The sequence below is a fragment of the Pseudomonas sp. FP2338 genome, from assembly GCF_030687515.1.
Taxonomy (GTDB): domain Bacteria; phylum Pseudomonadota; class Gammaproteobacteria; order Pseudomonadales; family Pseudomonadaceae; genus Aquipseudomonas; species Aquipseudomonas salomonii.
In genome coordinates, this window is record NZ_CP117436.1 from 3,949,821 (window position 1) to 3,966,985 (window position 17,165).

The following is a 17,165-nucleotide window of genomic DNA, read 5'->3' on the forward strand; positions in this document are numbered from 1 at the left end:
CTTACCACGACAGCTGCACCTGCAACGTGTCGCTGTACGTGCCCCCAGGCTGGTTACCCGGTAATTGCACTCGCCCATAAATCGGCAAGCTGATGTTGTTGGCGTTGCTGTAGGCCACGCTCACGCTTTGGCTGATGCCCAGGCTCTGGCTGAACGCCGCGTCCCGAAACAATTGATAAGCCACTTGGGCAGTGCCGCTATTGAGCTGCATCCGCCTCCCGCTGTTGTTATGCAACCCGCCATCGACACTCATGCTCAGCGCCACCCCCGGTGTGCATTGCAGGGTCACGCCGCCCGCCAACGCGACAGACGCCGTACTGGTGGCCAACGCCGAATAGGTGCCGAACGCCAGGCTGCCGTAATTGCTGCCGCCGCCGACCACCAGGCACCCTGGCGTGATCGTCGCGCTGACCTGGAACGACTGGCTGGTCACCGCCAACAGCGACAGCGGCGCTCCCCAGCCGATGCACACCGCCAACGCCGCCCATCCTGAACGCCCCATGGCCCTTAGAACGTCAGGGTCACGTTAACCGTGTCGGTGTAAGTACCGGCCGGTAAGCCCGCCTTGCCATTGGCCTTGCCGTAGATATTCACGGCCTGGGCCACGCCGGTGCTCGGCGCCAGGTTGATCACCCCGCCGATGGCCAGCAGCGTCGAGTGGCCGCTGTCGGTGTACAGGTCATACGGCACGTAGTTGGCCACCCCGTCATACAACGCGCGGCCACCGCCCACGGACTGGCCATCGTGGGCACCGGCAGACACCGTTAACGTCGGTGACGTACCCGCCGAACACAGAATCGACAACGCCCCGCCACCGCCGCCCAGCACCTGGCCGTCGGCTTCGGTGAACAGGCTGTTGGCGGTACCGAAGTTCAAGTTACCGAAGCTCATACCGCCGGTGGCTACGGCGCCGTTGACCTGGCAGCTGCTGGTGAGCACCAGGGTGGCGCTGACCGTACCGGCCACCGTCGCCGCCTGTGCGCCCGACACCCACGCCAACGCCATCAATGGAAAAACCGCCTTCGCTATACATGCATGCATGATGTCCATCCTCATGGTTTACCAATCCAGAGTCACCGTCAGGGTGTCTGTGTAGATGCCGGCCGGTAAGGCCCTGGTATTCGCCACCACCGAGCCGAATACCGGGATCGGTACTTGTGTGCCCTTGGTCACGACGAAATTACGTTGCTCGCCAATGCTGTAGCTGCGTCGGCCAAGCGGGTCAGCCGAGAGTTGATAGGGAATGGTCTGGCGCCCGTTACTCAGGCGTCTTGTAGTGCCGTCACCATGGGCGCCGCCGTCAATGGTCACGGTGAAGCTACTGACCACCGAGGGGTTGCAGGACACCGACAGCGGCGCCTTGCTGCCATCGGTAACGCCCGCGCCCAAGGGGTTGCTCCATGTCGGGCCCTGGGTGCCGAAATCCAGCAGCGCGCTGCCGCCTGCGGGGCTCACCGGTGCGCTCTCGATGTCTTTGCTGACCTGGCAACTGGCGGTGATCACCAGCCGTGCGTGGATCTGCCCGGCAACGGCCGCCCGGGCGTCATCGGCCAGCAGCAACAGCCCGCCCATGGCCGCCAGGGCCAAGCTGCGGCTTACCATGTGACGGTGACCTTGAGCAGGTCGGTGTAGCGACCGACCGCCGGAATATCCTTGAGCGGCTCAATGCGCCCATACAGCGGCAGGTCGACACTGCCGGAGTCCGGCACACGCCCGCTCAGCGGCTCGTTGACCGGCAAGGCAATACGCCGCGCAGCGTCGGCATAAATACGGTAGGGAATCGGTTTGCTCGAAGGGGTTGCGGCACTCAGGTAGCGCACTTCGCCAGTGCCGCCATGCAGGCCTCCGTCAACGCGCAGTTGATAAGGGGTGTCGGGGTTGCACTCCAGGCGCGGCTGGCGCTGGCTGATCAGCGCCGCACTCAAGGGCCCGGCCGGGTCATCCAGACGCGGGCCGCTGCCGAAATCCAGTACGCCAAGTTGCTCGATGCCCGCACTGCGGGTGGTGCCCACCAACTGGCAGCCCCGCTGCACGTCGATGCGCACCTCCACCTGGAGTTGCGCAGCGTAAATCGTGCTGCAGAGCATCGTGCCCATGACTGCCAAAACGCCTCGTCCCTTCACTGCCCCAAATCCTTGTACAGGGGTGACTGCTCTGTAAGAGATTAGCCACAAAGGGTGAAACTGCCAGTCTGGGCCGGGTGGCAGGCGTAACATGCCTTTTCGAGATAGCTGGGGGCGCCGTTCTGTATTGGTCAAATCGACGTGTGCGCCCTAAAGTGGGCAACCACCGAAATACAGAGTGACGTGCATTGGCTGTGCTTTCCCTGATTCAACGTCTGCTGGGCAAAAAAACCGCGCTGGCGGGGGCCTCGCCTATCCCGGCGTTCTTTGAAAACAAGGCCCGAGACCAGGGCTATACCCTCAGCGCCGGCCAAACCCAGGCGATTGCCGCGCTCGCCCGCGAAACCCGCCGCCTGCTCGCCGACCAGCCCACGCGCAGCCTGTACCTGCACGGCCCGGTGGGGCGTGGCAAAAGCTGGCTGCTCGATGGTTTTTTCCAGGCGCTGCCGATTGCGCAAAAGCAACGCGTGCACTTCCACACATTTTTCACCCGCCTGCACCAGGGCATGTTCCAGCACCGTGAACAGCATGACGCCTTGGGCGTGACGCTGGACGCGCTGCTGGCCGATTGCCGAGTGCTGTGTTTCGACGAATTTCACGTCCACGATATCGGCGATGCCATGCTCATCAGCCGCCTGTTCCAGGCCTTGTTCCAGCGTGGCGTGCTGGTGCTGGTGACCTCCAATTATGCCCCCGAGGGCCTGCTGCCCAACCCGCTGTACCATGAGCGCTTCAAGCCGGTGATCGACTTGATCGCCACGCGCATGCAGGTGCTGGAAGTCAGCGCCCCCGAGGATTTTCGCAGCTTGCCCCAGGCCCATGCCGAGCAGCGCTTCACCGGCGGCCAGTATGTATGGCCGGGTAACGCCGCCCAACGCGAAGCCCTCGGGCTGCCCGCCACGCCTGGCCCGGCGCAAACCCTGAAGGTCGGCAACCGCCAATTGCTCTGCCGCAGCCATCAGGCGCGCAGCATCCTGTTCACCTTCAACGACCTGTGTGAACAGCTCACCGCCGTGATGGATTACCTGTTGCTGTGCGAGGATTTCGACCACTGGATCGTCGACGGCCTGCCACCCTTGGCCGACTGCCCGATCGCCGTGCAACAGCGCTTTATCAACCTGGTGGACGTGCTCTACGACCAGGACAAGCGCCTGACCCTGATCGGCCCGCAACCCTTGGCCCGCGCCCTGGAAGGCCAGGCCATCGACCTCGCCCGCACCGCCAGCCGGCTGAACCAATTACACACGGTGTGCCCGCAACCCGCGCCCGACCCGGTATCATGAGCGCCTTTTACGCCCATCTTGCCGAGTGACCGCGCCGTTCATGAATACCCTCGCCCAACTCAAGGCTGGCCAATTGGCCGGTATTACACGCCTGGACCTGTCTTGCGGGCTGACCGAATTCCCGCCGGAAATCTTCGCGCTGGCCGACAGCCTGGAAATCCTCAACCTCACCGGCAACGCCCTGAGCCGCCTGCCCGACGACCTGCATCGGCTGTCGCGCCTGCGCGTGCTGTTCTGCTCGGACAACGCCTTCACTGAGCTGCCCGCCTGCCTGGGCCAGTGCGCCAACCTGAGCATGATCGGCTTCAAGGCCAACCAGATCAGCCATGTACCCGCCGCCGCGTTGCCGCCACAGTTACGCTGGCTGATCCTCACCGACAACTGCATCGGCCAGTTGCCCAGCGAGCTGGGCGAGCGGCCACTGCTGCAAAAGCTGATGCTGGCCGGCAACCACCTGACGGACCTGCCGCCTAGCCTGGTCAACTGCAAAAACCTCGAACTGCTGCGCATCGCCTCCAACCGCTTTACCCAACTGCCGCCATGGCTGCTGACGCTGCCGAGCCTGACCTGGCTGGCCTATGCCGGTAACCCGGTGGAAATGGCCGTTGAAGTGGCGAACGACGATGCAACGCCGAATATCCCCTGGTCTGAACTGGAACTGGGCGAGGTGTTGGGCGAAGGCGCTTCGGGGATCATCCGCAAGGCGTTGTGGAAGCCGCAAGCGTTGCCGGTCGCGGTCAAACTCTACAAAGGCACAATCACCAGCGACGGCTCGCCGCTGCATGAAATGCAGGCCTGCATCGCCGCCGGGCTGCACCCGAACCTGATCAAGGTGGAGGGGCGCGTGATCGGCCACCCGGAAGACCAGGCGGCCCTGGTGATGGACCTGATCGACCCGAGTTACCGCAACCTCGCAGCCTTGCCGAGCCTGGCGTCATGCACCCGCGACATCTACGCGTCGGGCACGCGCTTCAGCGCCGAAGTGGCCTTGCGCATGGCACGCGGCATCGCCTCGGTGGCGGCGCATCTGCACCGGCACGGCATCACCCACGGCGACCTGTACGGCCACAATATCCTGTGGAATGCCGCGGGTGACTGTTTGCTCGGGGACTTTGGCGGGGCGTCGTTCCATGCGCCGGCGGACACCCTGGAAACCAGGGCGTTGCGGCGCATTGAAGTGCGTGCGTTCGGGGTGTTGCTGGGGGAGTTGCTGGAGCGGGTAGACGAAGGCTTCGACAGTGAAGCGCTGGTGGCACTGCAACAAAGCTGCTGCCAGCCCGATGTATTGGCGCGCCCAAGCTTTGAAGAGATCGAAGCGTTGCTGCAACCTCTGGCACACCACTAAACAATGTGGGAGCTGGCTCGCCTGCGATAGTGGGCTTTTGGTGGTGTACATATCCGTTGCTGCGGTAACGGCCACTTAGGGTTCCGCCCTTACGGCGGGTCACTTTTGCAAGGACCGGAATGCCGGCCCAGTCAAAAGTAACCATGGACTTGTTCCCTCAAAACGTACGCCATGAAGCGAGTGTTAAGCAGTTTGCTTCAGTTGCTTTGCGTAGTCATTAGGTGAGCTGTATCCCAGCGCCGAGTGCAGCCGTGCCGCGTTGTAAAACCCATGGATGTAGCTTGCGATTGATGCATGGGCCTGTGCTTTGCTGGGATACACACCGATGGCTTCCTCCTTCTTGAGTGTGGCAAAAAAGCTCTCTGCCACGGCGTTATCCCAGCAATTCCCCTTACGGCTCATGCTTTGCACGAAGCCTCTTTCCGCGATCATGCTACGAAACCGCTACCGGTGTATTGTCGGCCTCGATCAGAGTGAAAAATTACACCGTGATCAACTGGCGCTCTGGTCCAGGCGTTCATGAACGCCTGTTGTACCAAACCCTCGGGCATACGATCCGACAGGCTGTAACCCAGCACCTGCCGGTCTGGATACTCAACACCACAGCCAAGTACAACCAACCCTGGCGAGTCGAAATATATGTGATATCCCCCACCCAGGCGGGTGCCGGGCTTGTCACGGAAAAACGTCGTTTCAACACGTTGTCAGAAATGGGTTGGATATACCGGTTATCCATCGAGTGTTTGAACCGGGCTTTGATTTTTCCTCGCAGCATCTCCTCTCTCATCAGACGAGCTACTCGCTTGTGCCCTATCGCGTACGAACGGTTATGAAGCGCCTTAACCATGCGTGGGCGCCCATAAGTGCCTCGGCTTGCCCGATGAATCGCACGAATTTCCAAGCGAATCGCCGCATCTGGATCAGGACGTTTCTGACGCTTCAAATAGCCGTGAAAGCCCGACACCGAGACCTCCATCACTCGACATAACAGCCTGACTGGAAAGTGAGTCCGTTCACGGGCGACGAAGGCGTATCTCAGTTGGACTCTCTGGCAAAGAACGCCGTCGCTTTTTTTAGGATTTCTCGCTCCATTTTGAGCGTGGCATTTTCAGCTCGAAGCCGAGCCAGCTCACTTTCCAGGTCAGAGACCGGATGCCGGGCAGGAGAACTGAGAGGACGCCCGTTGCGTGCGGCGTCCAGCCAATTACCTAAGGTTTTGACCGAGATATCCAACTGTCGGGCAGCTTCTCCTCGACCAATGCTTTCAGCGAGTGTCACTGCCTGAGCTTTGAAGTCATCGGTGTAACGGCGGCGAGTTTGCTGTGCCATAAGTGCCTCCAAGATTGCGATTAAAATATCGCTTCTTGGCGTCCGCTGCGAGGGAACAAGTCCACCAAAAGGTCTTCGCCCCACCACTTGGCACCTCGCTGTGGCTCGGTGTGCCCGCACTCCGACACTGATTTGGGGGGCCGCCGCCACGCGCCATCCATGGCGCGGGGCGGCTAAACCGGCATCCCTGCCGGTTTACCCCCCCAAATCACTGTCGAATTGCGGCCATCGTGTTTGACGGGGCGATTTCAGATCAAGATCAAGATCAATAGCGCAGATCAAAAGACCGCTGACTTCGTCATCGAAAAGGATGTAAGAGCCGGAGCAACAGCAACAGCAACAGCAACAGCAACAGCAACAGCAACAGCAACAGCAACAGCAACAGCAGGGCCATACTCGGTCAAAGGTGGGAGCTGGCTTGCTCGCGAATGCGGTGGGTCAGTCAATTCATCTATAACTGACATACCGCATTCGCGAGCAAGCCCGCTCCCACATTTAGACCGCGTTGCATCAGGTAGAGAGGCTTTTGCTTCGCACTTGATCTGGCTCTTGCTTCAACCACTCAGGTCGGCTTTCAGGCCGCCGTGCTCTGCTTTTGATCTGAGGCGCCCCGTCAACCACGATGGCCGAACGCAGGCTTGAATCCGTGGGTAACCCGGCAGGACGCCGGGTTAGCCGCGCTGGGCCAAGGATGGCCCATCGCGGCGGCCCACGGATTCAAGCCGGAGTGAGGGCATGCCGAGCCACAGCGAGGCACCGAGTGGTGGGGCGAAGACCTTTTGGTTACTTTTGGGGCGTTTGCCAAAAGTGACCCGCTGTAAGAGCGGAACCATAATCAGCCATTACCGCAGCAACGGATATGTACACCGACAAACCGCCATCGCAGGCAAGCCCGCTCCCACATTTTTGCCGGCATTTATTCAGCTATAAATCAGCCAGCCAACCCAACAAACATATCCTGCACGTCATCATGGTTGTCCAACCCTTCCAGGAAGGCTTCGACTTCAGCCATCTGCTCATCGGTCAAACCGCTTACCGGGTTCTTCGAGAGGTAGCCCAGCTTGGCCGACAACACGGTGAAACCCTGCTCCGGCAGGGCTTTTTGCACCGCATCGAGGTCGGTGGTTTCGGTGATGAACAAGGTGCTGCCTTCTTCTTCGCCGTCTTCAAAATCCTGCGCGCCGGCTTCAATGGCGGCCATTTCCGGGTCGGCGTCCGGGCTGTCCGGCGAGGCTTCGATCAGGCCGACGTGGTTGAAGTCCCACGCCACGGAACCGGAAGCGCCCAATTGGCCCTTACGGAACGCCACGCGGATTTCCGCCACGGTACGGTTGATGTTGTCGGTTACGCACTCGACGATCAGCGGCACCTGGTGCGGGGCAAAACCTTCGTAGGTCACGCGGTGGTACTGCACGGTTTCACCGAGCAGACCGGCGCCTTTCTTGATCGCGCGTTCCAGGGTTTCCTTGGGCATCGAGGCTTTTTTAGCCTGCTCGACCACCAAACGCAGGTGGGCGTTGGTCGCGGTGTCAGCGCCGTTGCGGGCGGCGATGGTGATTTCTTTCACCAACTTGCCGAAGATCTTGCCCTTGGCATTGGATGCCGCTTCTTTATGTTTGACTTTCCACTGTGCGCCCATGACTCACTCTCTTTTCGTCCATCGCGCCGAAACGTCTACTGGCCGGCGCTTTGGGGGCAGAGTTTATAGCGCAAAAACACTCTAATCCACCAAAAAACCGGCCAGGTGCCTCAGGTGCGCAAGGGTTTGATGGTGACGTTACGCTCTGGCACAAAGTCGCCGACCTGGGCCAGCACCGCGGGCCTGGCGTTCCAGTAAGGCATCAGCACCAGCGAAGAAAACAACGCCGCGCCGGCAAATACGATAAACACCGTGACCGTATCGAAGTAGCCCGGCAGCAGGCCGCCAAGAATCGCCCCCACCGAACCGCAGCCGTTCACAAAGCCTGCCGCCGTGGCGCCGGCCTTGGCGGTGCCGAAGTCAATGGCCGCCGTGCTGCTGATCATTGAGTCCGGCCCGTACAGGGTCAGGCCCATCACAAACAGCAAGGCCATCACCAGCATCACGCTGCCGGTGTGCAGCGCGCCCATGAACAACGCCAGGGCCACGGTCAGCGCCAGCAAGCTGAGCACACAGGCTGGCATGCGCCGGGCGCCGAAAAGTTTGTCGGACGCCAGCCCGATCATGATCGGCCCCAACAACCCGGCCAACTCGAACGCCGTGGGCACGATGGCCGCGCCGACCTTGCCCACCGAGGGCATTTGCTCATAAACGATCACCGGCCCCCACAACAGGATCGCGTAACGCGCCGGCTTCAACAGAAAGTACGCCAGGCCCAAGGTGAGCACCGTGCGGTTACGCAGGATCGCGCGCAGCGGTTCCAGCACGCTGACGCGCTGTGCGTCGCCCGCCACGACCGGCTCCGGCTCAACCGCCGGCAAGCCGACATCCTGCGGTGTATTGCGCTGGAAGATAAAGAACAGCACGGCCACCACCGCCACCACCGCCGCACTGGAAATAAAGGCCGCATGCCAAGTGCCGATCAGCGTATAGGCCCACCAGCCGGCGAAGGGCGATGCCACCAGGCCACCAAAGGCGTAGCACGAACTCCACAACCCCAGCACCCGCCCGCGTTGCTGCGACGGGAAGAAACTGCCGAGGTTCTTGCACAGCCCCGACCAGCCGGTGGACTGCGCCAGGCCTTGGATCAACATGCAACTGATAAAGATCGGCAAGGTGGCAAAGGTGCCCATCACCAACGCCGCCGCAGCGGAAATCAACAACCCGCCCAGCACCACCACCCGTGGCCCGAAGCGGTCGGCGAGCATGCCCCAAGTGAACTGCCCTACGGCGTAGGCCGCCAGGTACAGGCCATCGAGGTTGGCCATCATCATTTTGTCGAGGGGGAAACTGGGATCATCGACGATGCCCAGCTTGGCCACCGAAAACGCTTTGCGAGTGAAATAGAACGCGGCATACGCCAGCCAGGTGATGGCGAAAATCTGCACGCGCCAACGTTTGATGCTACCCGTTTGGATATTCATGGTGGTTCTGACCTCAGGTGAGTGTGCCGGCAGGATCGAGAAGCAAATGCCTGTTGTTTTTATGGTTGAGCACTGCAATGCCAGGCCCTGGAGGGCGCGACATTGGTCAGATGGGTCCGGCTTGGCAGAACCCATGGCCACCGAGGTTGTAGGACTCAACCTTCGGCGACTGGGGCGTATCAAAGCAATGGCTGACTAATAGGTAAAATCGATTTATCGTATTTCAACTATAAGCTCAGCTTGTAAGAGGATCTGCGATGTCGGTTTCCCACGCCCAGCTAAAAGCCTTCCACGCCGTGGCCGTACACGGCAGCTTCACTCAGGCCGCTGAACGCCTGTTCCTCACGCAGCCGGCGATTTCCGACCAGGTGCGCAAGCTCGAAGAACGTTTCGGCGTGCTGCTGTTTCACCGCAACAAACGTGCGGTGCGCCTTACCGACCTGGGCGAACGCCTGCTCGGCATCACCCAGCGCCTGTTTGTGATCGAGGCCGAAGCCGAAGAGCTGCTGCAAGACTCCCGCGCCCTGCTCACCGGCACCCTCACCCTGGCCGTGGACGCGCCCGTACACGTGTTGCCGCAGATCGCACGCTTCTGCCAGTTGTATCCGGGGATCAGCGTGAAGATCGAAACCGGCAACACCGACGAGTCGCTGTTTCGCCTGTACAACTACCAGGCCGACCTGGCCCTGCTGGGGCGCGATGTCGACGATGAACGCCTGCTGTCGTTGCCGCTGCCCGATGAACAGCTGCTCGCCTTTGTGGCGCGCAACCACCCATGGGCCGGGCGGGAATCCATCTGCCTCGCCGACCTGGACAACACACCGCTGGTGCTGCGGGAAATCGGCTCGGTCACCCGTCAGACCCTGGAGCAGGAAATGCGCCAGGCCGGGCTGCGCATCCGCCCGGCGATCCAGGTCGAAGGCCGCGAAGCCGCGCGGGAGGCGGTGGTGGTGGGGATTGGTGTGGGCGTGGTGTCGGCGGCGGAACTCGGCGCCGACTCGAGGGTGTATGCCATGCCGATCCGCGATTGCAGCCAGCGCATGAAGGAAACGCTGGTGTGCCTCAAGGAGCAGAGTTCGCGGCGGGTGGTGGCGACGTTTCTGGATATCGTCCGGGACAGTTTGCGCTGAATTTGCAAGCTATTGTGGCGAGCAGGCTTGCCTCGGATACCTCAAGACGCCAACTCAAAGAACGCCTGAATCAGCCGCAACGAGCGGCGCCGCTCCATGCAGCCGAGCATATGCCGGTTCAACAACCCATCGCCCTGAATCGCCACCGCCTGCACGCGCGGGTCCTGGCTGACCTCCATCGACGACACCACGCCCACGCCCAACTCGGCCGCCACGGCCTCGGTCACCGCCTCGCGGCTGTCCAGTTCCAGCAGCACCTTGGGCTGCACACCCGCGACCTCACACGCCTCATCGAAGGTACGCCGCGTGATAGAGCTGGGCTCGCGCAGCACCATGATCACCTCGTTCAGCTGTTCCAGACAAATGCCCTTGGGCAAGGCCGCCCACGGGTGGCTGGCCGGGACCAGTGCGCAAATCTGCGACTCACTCAACGGCTGCAGGTGCAAGCCATTGCGCGGTTCCACCTCCGTCAGCACCGCCACATCCGCGTGCTCGGAGAGCAGTGCCGCCAGGGTTTCCTGGGCATTGCCCAGGCGCAGGTTCACGGTGATGCCGGGGTAACGGGCACGCAGGCTGGCGATCATCGGCATCACCAGGTGCGGGCCGTCTGCCGCTACTTCCAGGCGCCCAGTGAGCAACTGTCGATTGGCTTCAAGCAGCAGCTGCGCCTCGTCCACCAGGCCGAAAATCGCCCGGGTGATCGCCGCCAGGCGCGTGCCCTCCTCGGTCAACTCCACCCGCCTGGCCGTGCGGCGCAACAGCGCGATCTGGTAGTGCTCTTCCAGGGCTTTGATATGCCCGGTCACCGCCGGCTGGCTGATGAACAACCGTGCGGCGGCACGGGTAAAGCTGCCCTCGCGGGCCACGGCATCGAATGCACGCAGTTGAAACAAATTCATAGCTATCGGCCTCACTGATAGCTCGCATAACAACAAACAATTTGATTGATGACAAGCCAAACTGCAATTTAGGCGCCGTAGCTTCACCCCCCAATGACCTTGCGAGGACTTGAGATGAGCACTGCCGCGCCGATCCTGCTGACCCCTGGCCCCTTGACCACTTCGAACCGCACCCGTCAGGCAATGATGGTGGATTGGGGGTCATGGGATGACCGTTTCAACCAACTGACCGCGAGTGTCTGCACGCAGTTGCTGGCGATCCTGCACGCCACCGACAGCCATCACTGCGTGCCCCTGCAAGGCAGCGGCACCTTTGCCGTCGAAGCGGCCATTGGCACCCTGGTGGCGCGCAACGGCAAGGTGCTGGTGCTGATCAACGGCGCCTATGGCAAGCGCCTGGCGAAGATCTGCGAGGTGCTCGGCCGCGATTTCAGTACCTTCGAAACCGCTGAAGACGAGCCCACCACCGCCGCCGATGTCGACCGCCTGCTGCGCGCCGACCCGGCGATCACTCACGTCGCGTTGATCCACTGTGAAACCAGCACCGGCATTCTCAACCCGCTGCCGGACATCGCGCAGGTGGTTAAACAGCACGATAAACGCCTGATCATCGACGCCATGAGCTCCTTCGGCGCGCTGCCGATCGACGCCCGCGAAGTGCCGTTTGACGTGCTGATCGCCGCCTCGGGCAAATGCCTGGAAGGCGTGCCGGGCATGGGCTTTGTCTTCGCCGACAAACAGGCACTGGCGGGCGCCCAAGGCAACTGCCATTCCCTGGCGATGGACCTGTTCGACCAGCACAGCTACATGGCCAAGACCGGCCAATGGCGCTTCACCCCGCCGACCCACGTGGTCGCCGCGCTGCACGAAGCTTTGCTGCAATACCAGGAAGAAGGCGGCCTGCCCGCACGTCATCAACGCTACGCGGACAACTGCCAGACGCTGCTCGACGGCATGGCCGCACTCGGCTTGCGCAGCTTCCTGCCAGCCGCCATCCAGGCGCCGATCATCGTCACCTTCCATGCACCAAAGGACCCGCGCTACCAGTTCAAGGACTTCTACGAACGGGTCAAGGCCAAGGGTTTCATTCTCTACCCCGGCAAATTGACCCAAGTGGAAACCTTCCGCGTCGGCTGCATCGGCCACGTCGACGCGCAGGGCATGCAGGCGGCAGTCGAGGCGATCGGCCAGGTGCTGCAAGAAATGGAAGTGCTGGACATCTGATTGCCCCCATTACCCACAGGATTTGAACCATGAACTATCAAAACCCCAACACCCTCCAGGCCGTGATCCTCGACTGGGCCGGCACCGTGGTCGACTTCGGCTCTTTCGCGCCCACGCAGATCTTTGTCGAGGCGTTTGCCGAGTTCGACGTGCAAGTCTCCATCGAAGAAGCCCGTGGCCCGATGGGCATGGGCAAGTGGGACCATATCCGCACCCTCTGCGACCAACCGCAGGTCGCCGAACGTTACCGCCAGGCCTTTGGCCGCACGCCGACCGATGACGACGTGACCTCGATCTACCAGCGCTTCATGCCCTTGCAGATCGAGAAAATCGCCGAGCACTCGGCCCTGATCCCCGGCGCCCTCGACACCATCGCGCGCTTGCGTGTGCAAGGCATCAAGATCGGCTCCTGCTCCGGCTACCCCAAGCAGGTGATGGACAAGGTGGTCGCCCTGGCCGCCACCAACGGCTACGTCGCCGACCATGTGGTCGCCACCGACGAAGTACCCAACGGCCGCCCTTGGCCGGCCCAGGCGCTGGCCAACGTGATCGCGCTGGGCATTGACGATGTGGCGGCGTGCGTGAAGGTCGACGACACCGTGCCGGGCATCCTCGAAGGCCGTCGCGCCGGCATGTGGACCGTGGCACTGACCTGCTCCGGCAATGCGCTGGGCCTGACCTACGCGCAATTTCGTGACCTGGACGCCGCCGCCCTGGCCAGCGAGCGCACACGCATCGAGAAGCTGTTCGAAGGCTCGCGCCCGCACTACCTGATCGACACCATCAACGACCTGCCGGCGGTGATCACCGATATCAACCAGCGGCTGGCGCGGGGTGAAATGCCGCAAAGCCACTGATCGAGGTCAAAACAACGGCATTTACGCCAGGCGAACCACTCAAAACCGGCATACAGTTAAAGCACTGCGTCAACGAAGAACGCAATGTTGTTAAGTGAAGAAGCTTTACCTGTGGCGAGGGAGCTTGGGCCCTCAACAGAGGACTGCTGCGCAGTCCAGCGGGAGCAAGCTCCCTCGCCACGGGTATGCCCTGATGAGTGAGGAACACAGCGATGCCGTGGAAAAACGCCGATACCCGCTACAGCACCATGTCAATTGCGCTGCACTGGTTGATGGTGGTGCTGCTGGCGGTGGTTTACGCCTGCATAGAGTTACGCGGCCAGTTCCCTAAAGGCAGTGGTGCGCGAACCCTGATTGTCGAAATGCACTTTATGTTCGGCCTTACCGTGTTTGTGCTGGTGTGGCTGCGCCTGTTTGCGCGCAGCCTGGGGGTTGCGCCGAAGATCGTGCCCACACCGCCGCAATGGCAGACGTTGTTGGCCACACTGATGCACGTTGCGTTGTACGCGTTGATGATAGGCATGCCGATTGCCGGCTGGTTGATCGTCAGTGCCGAAGGGCATTCAGTGATGTTCTATGGGATTGAGTTGCCGCCGTTGATTGCGCAGAACAAGGCGCTGGCCAAAGAGATTGAGAGTTGGCATGTGCTGTTTGGCAAGATCGGGTATTGGCTGATCGGGCTGCATGCGTTGGCGGGGATCATTCACCACTACATCCTGCGCGACAACACCGCATTGCGCATGATGCCGGGCAAGCGGGCTAACCCATAAACCCTCGGCGGCCTTGCAGGCCGCCGGTGTGCACAAAGATCAGGCGGGTGCCGGGGGTGAAGCGCCCGGCCTCGATCTGTTGCTTCAACGCCAGGAGTGCCTTGCCGGTATAGAGCGGTTCAAGCGGCACGCCACAGGCTTGTTCAGTGGTTTGGATAAAGTCGAGCAATAGCGGATCGACCTTGGCAAAACCCCCTCGGCTCGCCTCCAGCAACGCATAACCGCCCGGCACAATCGCCTGCACATTCTGTGCAACCCCATGATCATCCGGCACGGCCATTGCGCCATACACCGGATGTGCGCCCGCCTCGGCCAGCGCCAACCCGGCCAGTGTGGTGCCCGTACCTGCCGCCAGCCACCACCCGTGGTAATCATCCCAGCCCAGGCGGTTCAATTGTGCCCGCACGTGCTCGACCAACACCCCGCAACCCACGGCACCCGCCAACCCGCCGCCACCCTCGGGCACGGGATACAGATCGGGGTACTGTTCGCGCCACTGCAACCAAAAACCTGGCTCATGCCGTGCACGATAGCCGCCATAACCCAGCCAATGCAGCTGCATGCCGAAGGCTTTGAGGTCCAGCACAGTGGGTGTGTCTTGAGGATGGCCGCGCAACAGGCCGACGGTGGCGAAACCAAAGCGTTTGCCGGCGGCCGCCAGCGCGTGCAAGTGGTTGGAGTGGGCGCCACCGAGGCTGATGATGCCGCGCGCGCCGGCGGTTTGCGCGTGGGCCAGGTGCTCGGTGAGCTTGAACCACTTGTTGCCGCTGATCAGCGGGTCGATGCGGTCCAGGCGCAGCACGGCCAACTCGACGCCGTTCAGCCAGTCGAGCTGCAACGGTTCAAGCGGTGCCTGGGGAAGCCAGTCGAAGGGGCCCATCGAGCGGTATCTGCATGAAAAAAGGGGCGGTAGTCTAACACCGCCCCTGTCGTCGTTTTACAACTCGGCAGCCAGGCGCGAACCCTGGTTGATGGCGCGCTTGGCATCCAGCTCGGCTGCCACATCGGCGCCGCCGATCAAGTGCACGTTCTGGCCGGCGGCAACCAGGCCGTCCTGCAGTTCGCGCAGCGGGTCTTGCCCGGCGCAGATGACGATGTTGTCGACGGCCAGCACCTGCGGTTCGCCCTCGGCGCCGATGCGGATATGCAGGCCTTCGTCATCAATCTTCAGGTACTCAACGCTGTTGAGCATCTGCACCTGCTTGTTCTTCAAACCGGTGCGGTGGATCCAGCCGGTGGTCTTGCCCAGACCGTCGCCGACCTTGGAGGTCTTGCGTTGCAGCAGGAACACTTCACGTGCCGGTGCATGGGGTTGCGGCTTGATGCCGGCCACGCCACCACGGGCTTGCAGCTGGGTGTCGATGCCCCACTCTTTCCAGAACGCCTCGCGGTCCAGGCTGGTGGACACGCTCGCGTGCACGAGGAACTCGCAGACGTCAAAGCCGATGCCGCCGGCGCCGATCACCGCCACGGTCTTGCCCACCGGCTTGCGCTCCAGAATCACGTCCAGGTAGCTCAGCACCTTGGCGTTGTCGACGCCCGGAATCGCCGGGGTGCGCGGCGCAATGCCGGTGGCCAGGATGATCTCGTCATAACCGCCCGCCGCCAGTTGCGCCACGTCCACGCGGGTGTTGAGGCACAGCTCGACGTGGGTGGTCTGCAATTTGCGCTTGAAGTAGCGCAGGGTTTCGAAGAACTCCTCTTTGCCCGGCACGCGCTTGGCGATATTGAACTGGCCGCCGATCTCGCTGGCCGAATCAAACAGGGTCACTTGGTGGCCGCGCTCTGCCGCCACGGTGGCCGCCGCCAGGCCCGCAGGCCCGGCGCCGACCACCGCGATTTTCTTGATCTGCTTGACCGGCAGGTAGTTCAGCTCGGTCTCGTAGCAGGCACGCGGGTTGACCAGGCAGGTGGTCAGTTTGCCGCCAAAGGTGTGGTCCAGGCAGGCCTGGTTGCAGCCGATGCAGGTGTTGATTTCATCCGCGCGGCCGGCCGCGGCCTTGTTGACGAACTCCGGGTCGGCCAGGAAGGGCCGCGCCATCGAGACCATGTCCGCATCGCCTTCGGCCAGAATCTGCTCGGCAATTTCCGGGGTATTGATGCGGTTGGTGGTGATCAACGGAATCTGCACCGCGCCACGCAGCTTGGCGGTGACCTTGCTGAACGCACCACGCGGCACCTTGGTGGCGATGGTGGGGATACGCGCTTCGTGCCAGCCGATACCGGTGTTGATAATGCTCGCACCGGCGCCTTCGATGGCCTTGGCCAACTGCACGATCTCTTCCCAGGTGCTGCCGCCTTCCACCAGGTCGAGCATCGACAGGCGGAAGATAATGATGAAATTCGGGCCGACAGCCTCGCGCACCCGGCGTACGATTTCCACCGCCAAGCGCATGCGGTTTTCGTAGCTGCCACCCCAACGGTCGGTGCGGTGGTTGGTGTGGGCGGCGAGGAACTGGTTGATGAAGTAGCCTTCGGAACCCATGATTTCCACGCCGTCGTACTCGGCCACCTGGGCCAGCAGCGAGCAGGTGACAAAATCCTGAATCTGCTTCTCGATGCCCTCCTCGTCCAGCTCCTTGGGCTTGAACGGGTTGATCGGCGCCTGGATCGCGCTCGGTGCTACCTGTTTGGGGCTGTAGGCGTAACGACCGGCGTGGAGGATCTGCATGCAGATTTTGCCGCCCGCTTCGTGCACGGCCTGGGTCACGATCTTGTGCTTTTGCGCTTCTGCGTCGGTGGTCAGCTTGGCGGCACCGGCGTACACGCCGCCTTCATCGTTCGGGCCGATGCCACCGGTGACCATCAGGCCAACGCCGCCACGGGCGCGCTCGGCAAAATAGGCGGCCATGCGTTCGAAACCGCCGGGCTTTTCTTCCAGGCCGGTGTGCATCGAGCCCATCAGGGTGCGGTTGCGCAAGGTGGTAAAACCCAGGTCCAACGGGGCCAGCAGGTGCGGGTAGGCAGCAGCGGTCATGGTACAGCTCCACAACGGATCATCACGGGACGTGGCAGGCTCGAATGGCGCGCCATCGGTTTATGTCCCACAGACTAAGAGGCAGCGGACTACCGCTCAATGACCGTAACTGACAAGTTATTGATCCAAATGCACAGTGCCCCTTGGCAGGCCGCTGCATGGGCC

General features: G+C 62.0%; 18 protein-coding genes. 6 read left to right on the plus strand and 12 right to left on the minus strand.

The window, feature by feature from the left end; all coding sequences use genetic code 11:
- Window position 1: 1 nt before the first annotated feature.
- Genes PSH96_RS17800 through PSH96_RS17815 form a run of 4 tightly spaced genes read right to left on the minus strand, consistent with a single transcriptional unit; the run spans window position 2 to window position 2,087 of the window.
- On the minus strand, window positions 2–502 hold the full coding sequence (locus PSH96_RS17800; protein WP_065931087.1) for a spore coat U domain-containing protein: 501 nt from the start codon (window positions 500–502) through the stop codon (window positions 2–4).
- 5 nt (window positions 503–507) lie between these two features.
- Window positions 508–1,041 carry a spore coat U domain-containing protein gene (locus tag PSH96_RS17805; protein ID WP_056858544.1) on the minus strand — a complete coding sequence of 178 codons (534 nt, stop codon included), beginning with the start codon at window positions 1,039–1,041 and terminating at the stop codon, window positions 508–510.
- Window positions 1,042–1,059: 18 nt separating this feature from the next.
- Window positions 1,060–1,602 carry a spore coat U domain-containing protein gene (locus PSH96_RS17810; RefSeq protein WP_305454136.1) on the minus strand — a complete coding sequence of 181 codons (543 nt, stop codon included), beginning with the start codon at window positions 1,600–1,602 and terminating at the stop codon, window positions 1,060–1,062.
- Complete coding sequence (locus PSH96_RS17815) at window positions 1,596–2,087, minus strand: spore coat U domain-containing protein (protein ID WP_170875857.1); 492 nt, start codon at window positions 2,085–2,087, stop codon at window positions 1,596–1,598. Before PSH96_RS17815 ends, PSH96_RS17810 begins: the two co-directional genes overlap by 7 nt.
- 224 nt (window positions 2,088–2,311) lie before the next feature.
- Between PSH96_RS17815 and zapE the strand changes: the two genes are divergently transcribed.
- Together zapE and PSH96_RS17825 are read left to right on the plus strand one after the other, a co-directional pair.
- A complete protein-coding gene (gene zapE, locus PSH96_RS17820; RefSeq protein WP_305454137.1) occupies window positions 2,312–3,406 on the plus strand; it encodes a cell division protein ZapE in 1,095 nt (364 codons plus the stop codon).
- Between the two features lie 40 nt (window positions 3,407–3,446).
- Window positions 3,447–4,751, plus strand: a complete 1,305-nt coding sequence (locus tag PSH96_RS17825) for a protein kinase (RefSeq protein WP_305454138.1) — start codon at window positions 3,447–3,449, stop codon at window positions 4,749–4,751.
- A gap of 183 nt (window positions 4,752–4,934) precedes the next feature.
- Here PSH96_RS17825 and PSH96_RS17830 read toward each other — a convergent pair whose 3' ends face one another.
- From PSH96_RS17830 to PSH96_RS17845, 5 genes are all read right to left on the minus strand, one after another.
- The gene (locus PSH96_RS17830) at window positions 4,935–5,183 is read right to left on the minus strand and encodes an integrase core domain-containing protein (protein ID WP_305454139.1); all 249 of its coding nucleotides are present in this window, start codon (window positions 5,181–5,183) and stop codon (window positions 4,935–4,937) included.
- A gap of 85 nt (window positions 5,184–5,268) precedes the next feature.
- The gene (locus PSH96_RS29630; protein WP_370694371.1) at window positions 5,269–5,727 is read right to left on the minus strand and encodes an IS3 family transposase; all 459 of its coding nucleotides are present in this window, start codon (window positions 5,725–5,727) and stop codon (window positions 5,269–5,271) included.
- Between the two features lie 59 nt (window positions 5,728–5,786).
- Window positions 5,787–6,080, minus strand: coding sequence for a transposase (locus PSH96_RS17835; RefSeq protein WP_305453582.1), 294 nt, complete (start codon window positions 6,078–6,080; stop codon window positions 5,787–5,789).
- Window positions 6,081–7,011: 931 nt separating this feature from the next.
- Window positions 7,012–7,719, minus strand: a complete 708-nt coding sequence (locus PSH96_RS17840; RefSeq protein WP_083357900.1) for a YebC/PmpR family DNA-binding transcriptional regulator — start codon at window positions 7,717–7,719, stop codon at window positions 7,012–7,014.
- 110 nt (window positions 7,720–7,829) lie between these two features.
- Window positions 7,830–9,143: an MFS transporter gene (locus tag PSH96_RS17845; RefSeq protein ID WP_058420915.1), complete on the minus strand. Its 1,314-nt coding sequence runs from the start codon at window positions 9,141–9,143 to the stop codon at window positions 7,830–7,832.
- A gap of 257 nt (window positions 9,144–9,400) precedes the next feature.
- Here PSH96_RS17845 and PSH96_RS17850 point away from each other — a divergent pair, with 257 nt between their 5' ends.
- Complete coding sequence (locus PSH96_RS17850) at window positions 9,401–10,273, plus strand: LysR substrate-binding domain-containing protein (RefSeq protein ID WP_305454140.1); 873 nt, start codon at window positions 9,401–9,403, stop codon at window positions 10,271–10,273.
- A gap of 41 nt (window positions 10,274–10,314) precedes the next feature.
- Here the strand turns inward: PSH96_RS17850 and PSH96_RS17855 are convergent, their stop codons facing one another.
- The gene (locus PSH96_RS17855) at window positions 10,315–11,172 is read right to left on the minus strand and encodes a LysR substrate-binding domain-containing protein (protein WP_305454141.1); all 858 of its coding nucleotides are present in this window, start codon (window positions 11,170–11,172) and stop codon (window positions 10,315–10,317) included.
- Between the two features lie 114 nt (window positions 11,173–11,286).
- On the opposite strand from PSH96_RS17855, the gene PSH96_RS17860 reads away from it, so the two are divergent.
- The 3 genes from PSH96_RS17860 (at window position 11,287) to PSH96_RS17870 (ending at window position 14,023) form a co-directional block, all read left to right on the plus strand.
- On the plus strand, window positions 11,287–12,396 hold the full coding sequence (locus PSH96_RS17860; protein ID WP_305454142.1) for a 2-aminoethylphosphonate--pyruvate transaminase: 1,110 nt from the start codon (window positions 11,287–11,289) through the stop codon (window positions 12,394–12,396).
- Window positions 12,397–12,425: 29 nt separating this feature from the next.
- Window positions 12,426–13,253, plus strand: coding sequence for a phosphonoacetaldehyde hydrolase (phnX, locus tag PSH96_RS17865; protein ID WP_305454143.1), 828 nt, complete (start codon window positions 12,426–12,428; stop codon window positions 13,251–13,253).
- A gap of 212 nt (window positions 13,254–13,465) precedes the next feature.
- A complete protein-coding gene (locus PSH96_RS17870; RefSeq protein ID WP_305454145.1) occupies window positions 13,466–14,023 on the plus strand; it encodes a cytochrome b in 558 nt (185 codons plus the stop codon).
- Here PSH96_RS17870 and PSH96_RS17875 read toward each other — a convergent pair.
- Both PSH96_RS17875 and PSH96_RS17880 read right to left on the minus strand, forming a co-directional pair.
- The gene (locus PSH96_RS17875) at window positions 14,013–14,903 is read right to left on the minus strand and encodes a 1-aminocyclopropane-1-carboxylate deaminase/D-cysteine desulfhydrase (protein WP_305454146.1); all 891 of its coding nucleotides are present in this window, start codon (window positions 14,901–14,903) and stop codon (window positions 14,013–14,015) included. The genes PSH96_RS17870 and PSH96_RS17875 overlap by 11 nt on opposite strands.
- 57 nt (window positions 14,904–14,960) lie before the next feature.
- Window positions 14,961–17,000 carry an NADPH-dependent 2,4-dienoyl-CoA reductase gene (locus PSH96_RS17880; RefSeq protein WP_305454147.1) on the minus strand — a complete coding sequence of 680 codons (2,040 nt, stop codon included), beginning with the start codon at window positions 16,998–17,000 and terminating at the stop codon, window positions 14,961–14,963.
- Window positions 17,001–17,165 lie beyond the last annotated feature (165 nt).

Excerpts from the sequence above, each read along its gene's own strand:
- PSH96_RS17810 (WP_305454136.1), bottom strand. The coding sequence starts at position 1,602 with ATGGTAAGCCGCAGCTTGGCCCTGGCGGCCATGGGCGGGCTGTTGCTG.
- PSH96_RS17830 (WP_305454139.1), bottom strand. The coding sequence starts at position 5,183 with ATGATCGCGGAAAGAGGCTTCGTGCAAAGCATGAGCCGTAAGGGGAAT.
- PSH96_RS17840 (WP_083357900.1), bottom strand. The coding sequence starts at position 7,719 with ATGGGCGCACAGTGGAAAGTCAAACATAAAGAAGCGGCATCCAATGCC.
- PSH96_RS17835 (WP_305453582.1), bottom strand. The coding sequence starts at position 6,080 with ATGGCACAGCAAACTCGCCGCCGTTACACCGATGACTTCAAAGCTCAG.
- PSH96_RS17875 (WP_305454146.1), bottom strand. The coding sequence starts at position 14,903 with ATGGGCCCCTTCGACTGGCTTCCCCAGGCACCGCTTGAACCGTTGCAG.
- PSH96_RS17860 (WP_305454142.1), top strand. The coding sequence starts at position 11,287 with ATGAGCACTGCCGCGCCGATCCTGCTGACCCCTGGCCCCTTGACCACT.
- PSH96_RS17825 (WP_305454138.1), top strand. The coding sequence starts at position 3,447 with ATGAATACCCTCGCCCAACTCAAGGCTGGCCAATTGGCCGGTATTACA.
- PSH96_RS17815 (WP_170875857.1), bottom strand. The coding sequence starts at position 2,087 with ATGCTCTGCAGCACGATTTACGCTGCGCAACTCCAGGTGGAGGTGCGC.
- PSH96_RS17845 (WP_058420915.1), bottom strand. The coding sequence starts at position 9,143 with ATGAATATCCAAACGGGTAGCATCAAACGTTGGCGCGTGCAGATTTTC.
- PSH96_RS29630 (WP_370694371.1), bottom strand. The coding sequence starts at position 5,727 with ATGGAGGTCTCGGTGTCGGGCTTTCACGGCTATTTGAAGCGTCAGAAA.
- PSH96_RS17800 (WP_065931087.1), bottom strand. The coding sequence starts at position 502 with ATGGGGCGTTCAGGATGGGCGGCGTTGGCGGTGTGCATCGGCTGGGGA.
- PSH96_RS17805 (WP_056858544.1), bottom strand. The coding sequence starts at position 1,041 with ATGCATGCATGTATAGCGAAGGCGGTTTTTCCATTGATGGCGTTGGCG.
- PSH96_RS17870 (WP_305454145.1), top strand. The coding sequence starts at position 13,466 with ATGCCGTGGAAAAACGCCGATACCCGCTACAGCACCATGTCAATTGCG.
- PSH96_RS17850 (WP_305454140.1), top strand. The coding sequence starts at position 9,401 with ATGTCGGTTTCCCACGCCCAGCTAAAAGCCTTCCACGCCGTGGCCGTA.
- PSH96_RS17855 (WP_305454141.1), bottom strand. The coding sequence starts at position 11,172 with ATGAATTTGTTTCAACTGCGTGCATTCGATGCCGTGGCCCGCGAGGGC.
- PSH96_RS17880 (WP_305454147.1), bottom strand. The coding sequence starts at position 17,000 with ATGACCGCTGCTGCCTACCCGCACCTGCTGGCCCCGTTGGACCTGGGT.
- phnX (WP_305454143.1), top strand. The coding sequence starts at position 12,426 with ATGAACTATCAAAACCCCAACACCCTCCAGGCCGTGATCCTCGACTGG.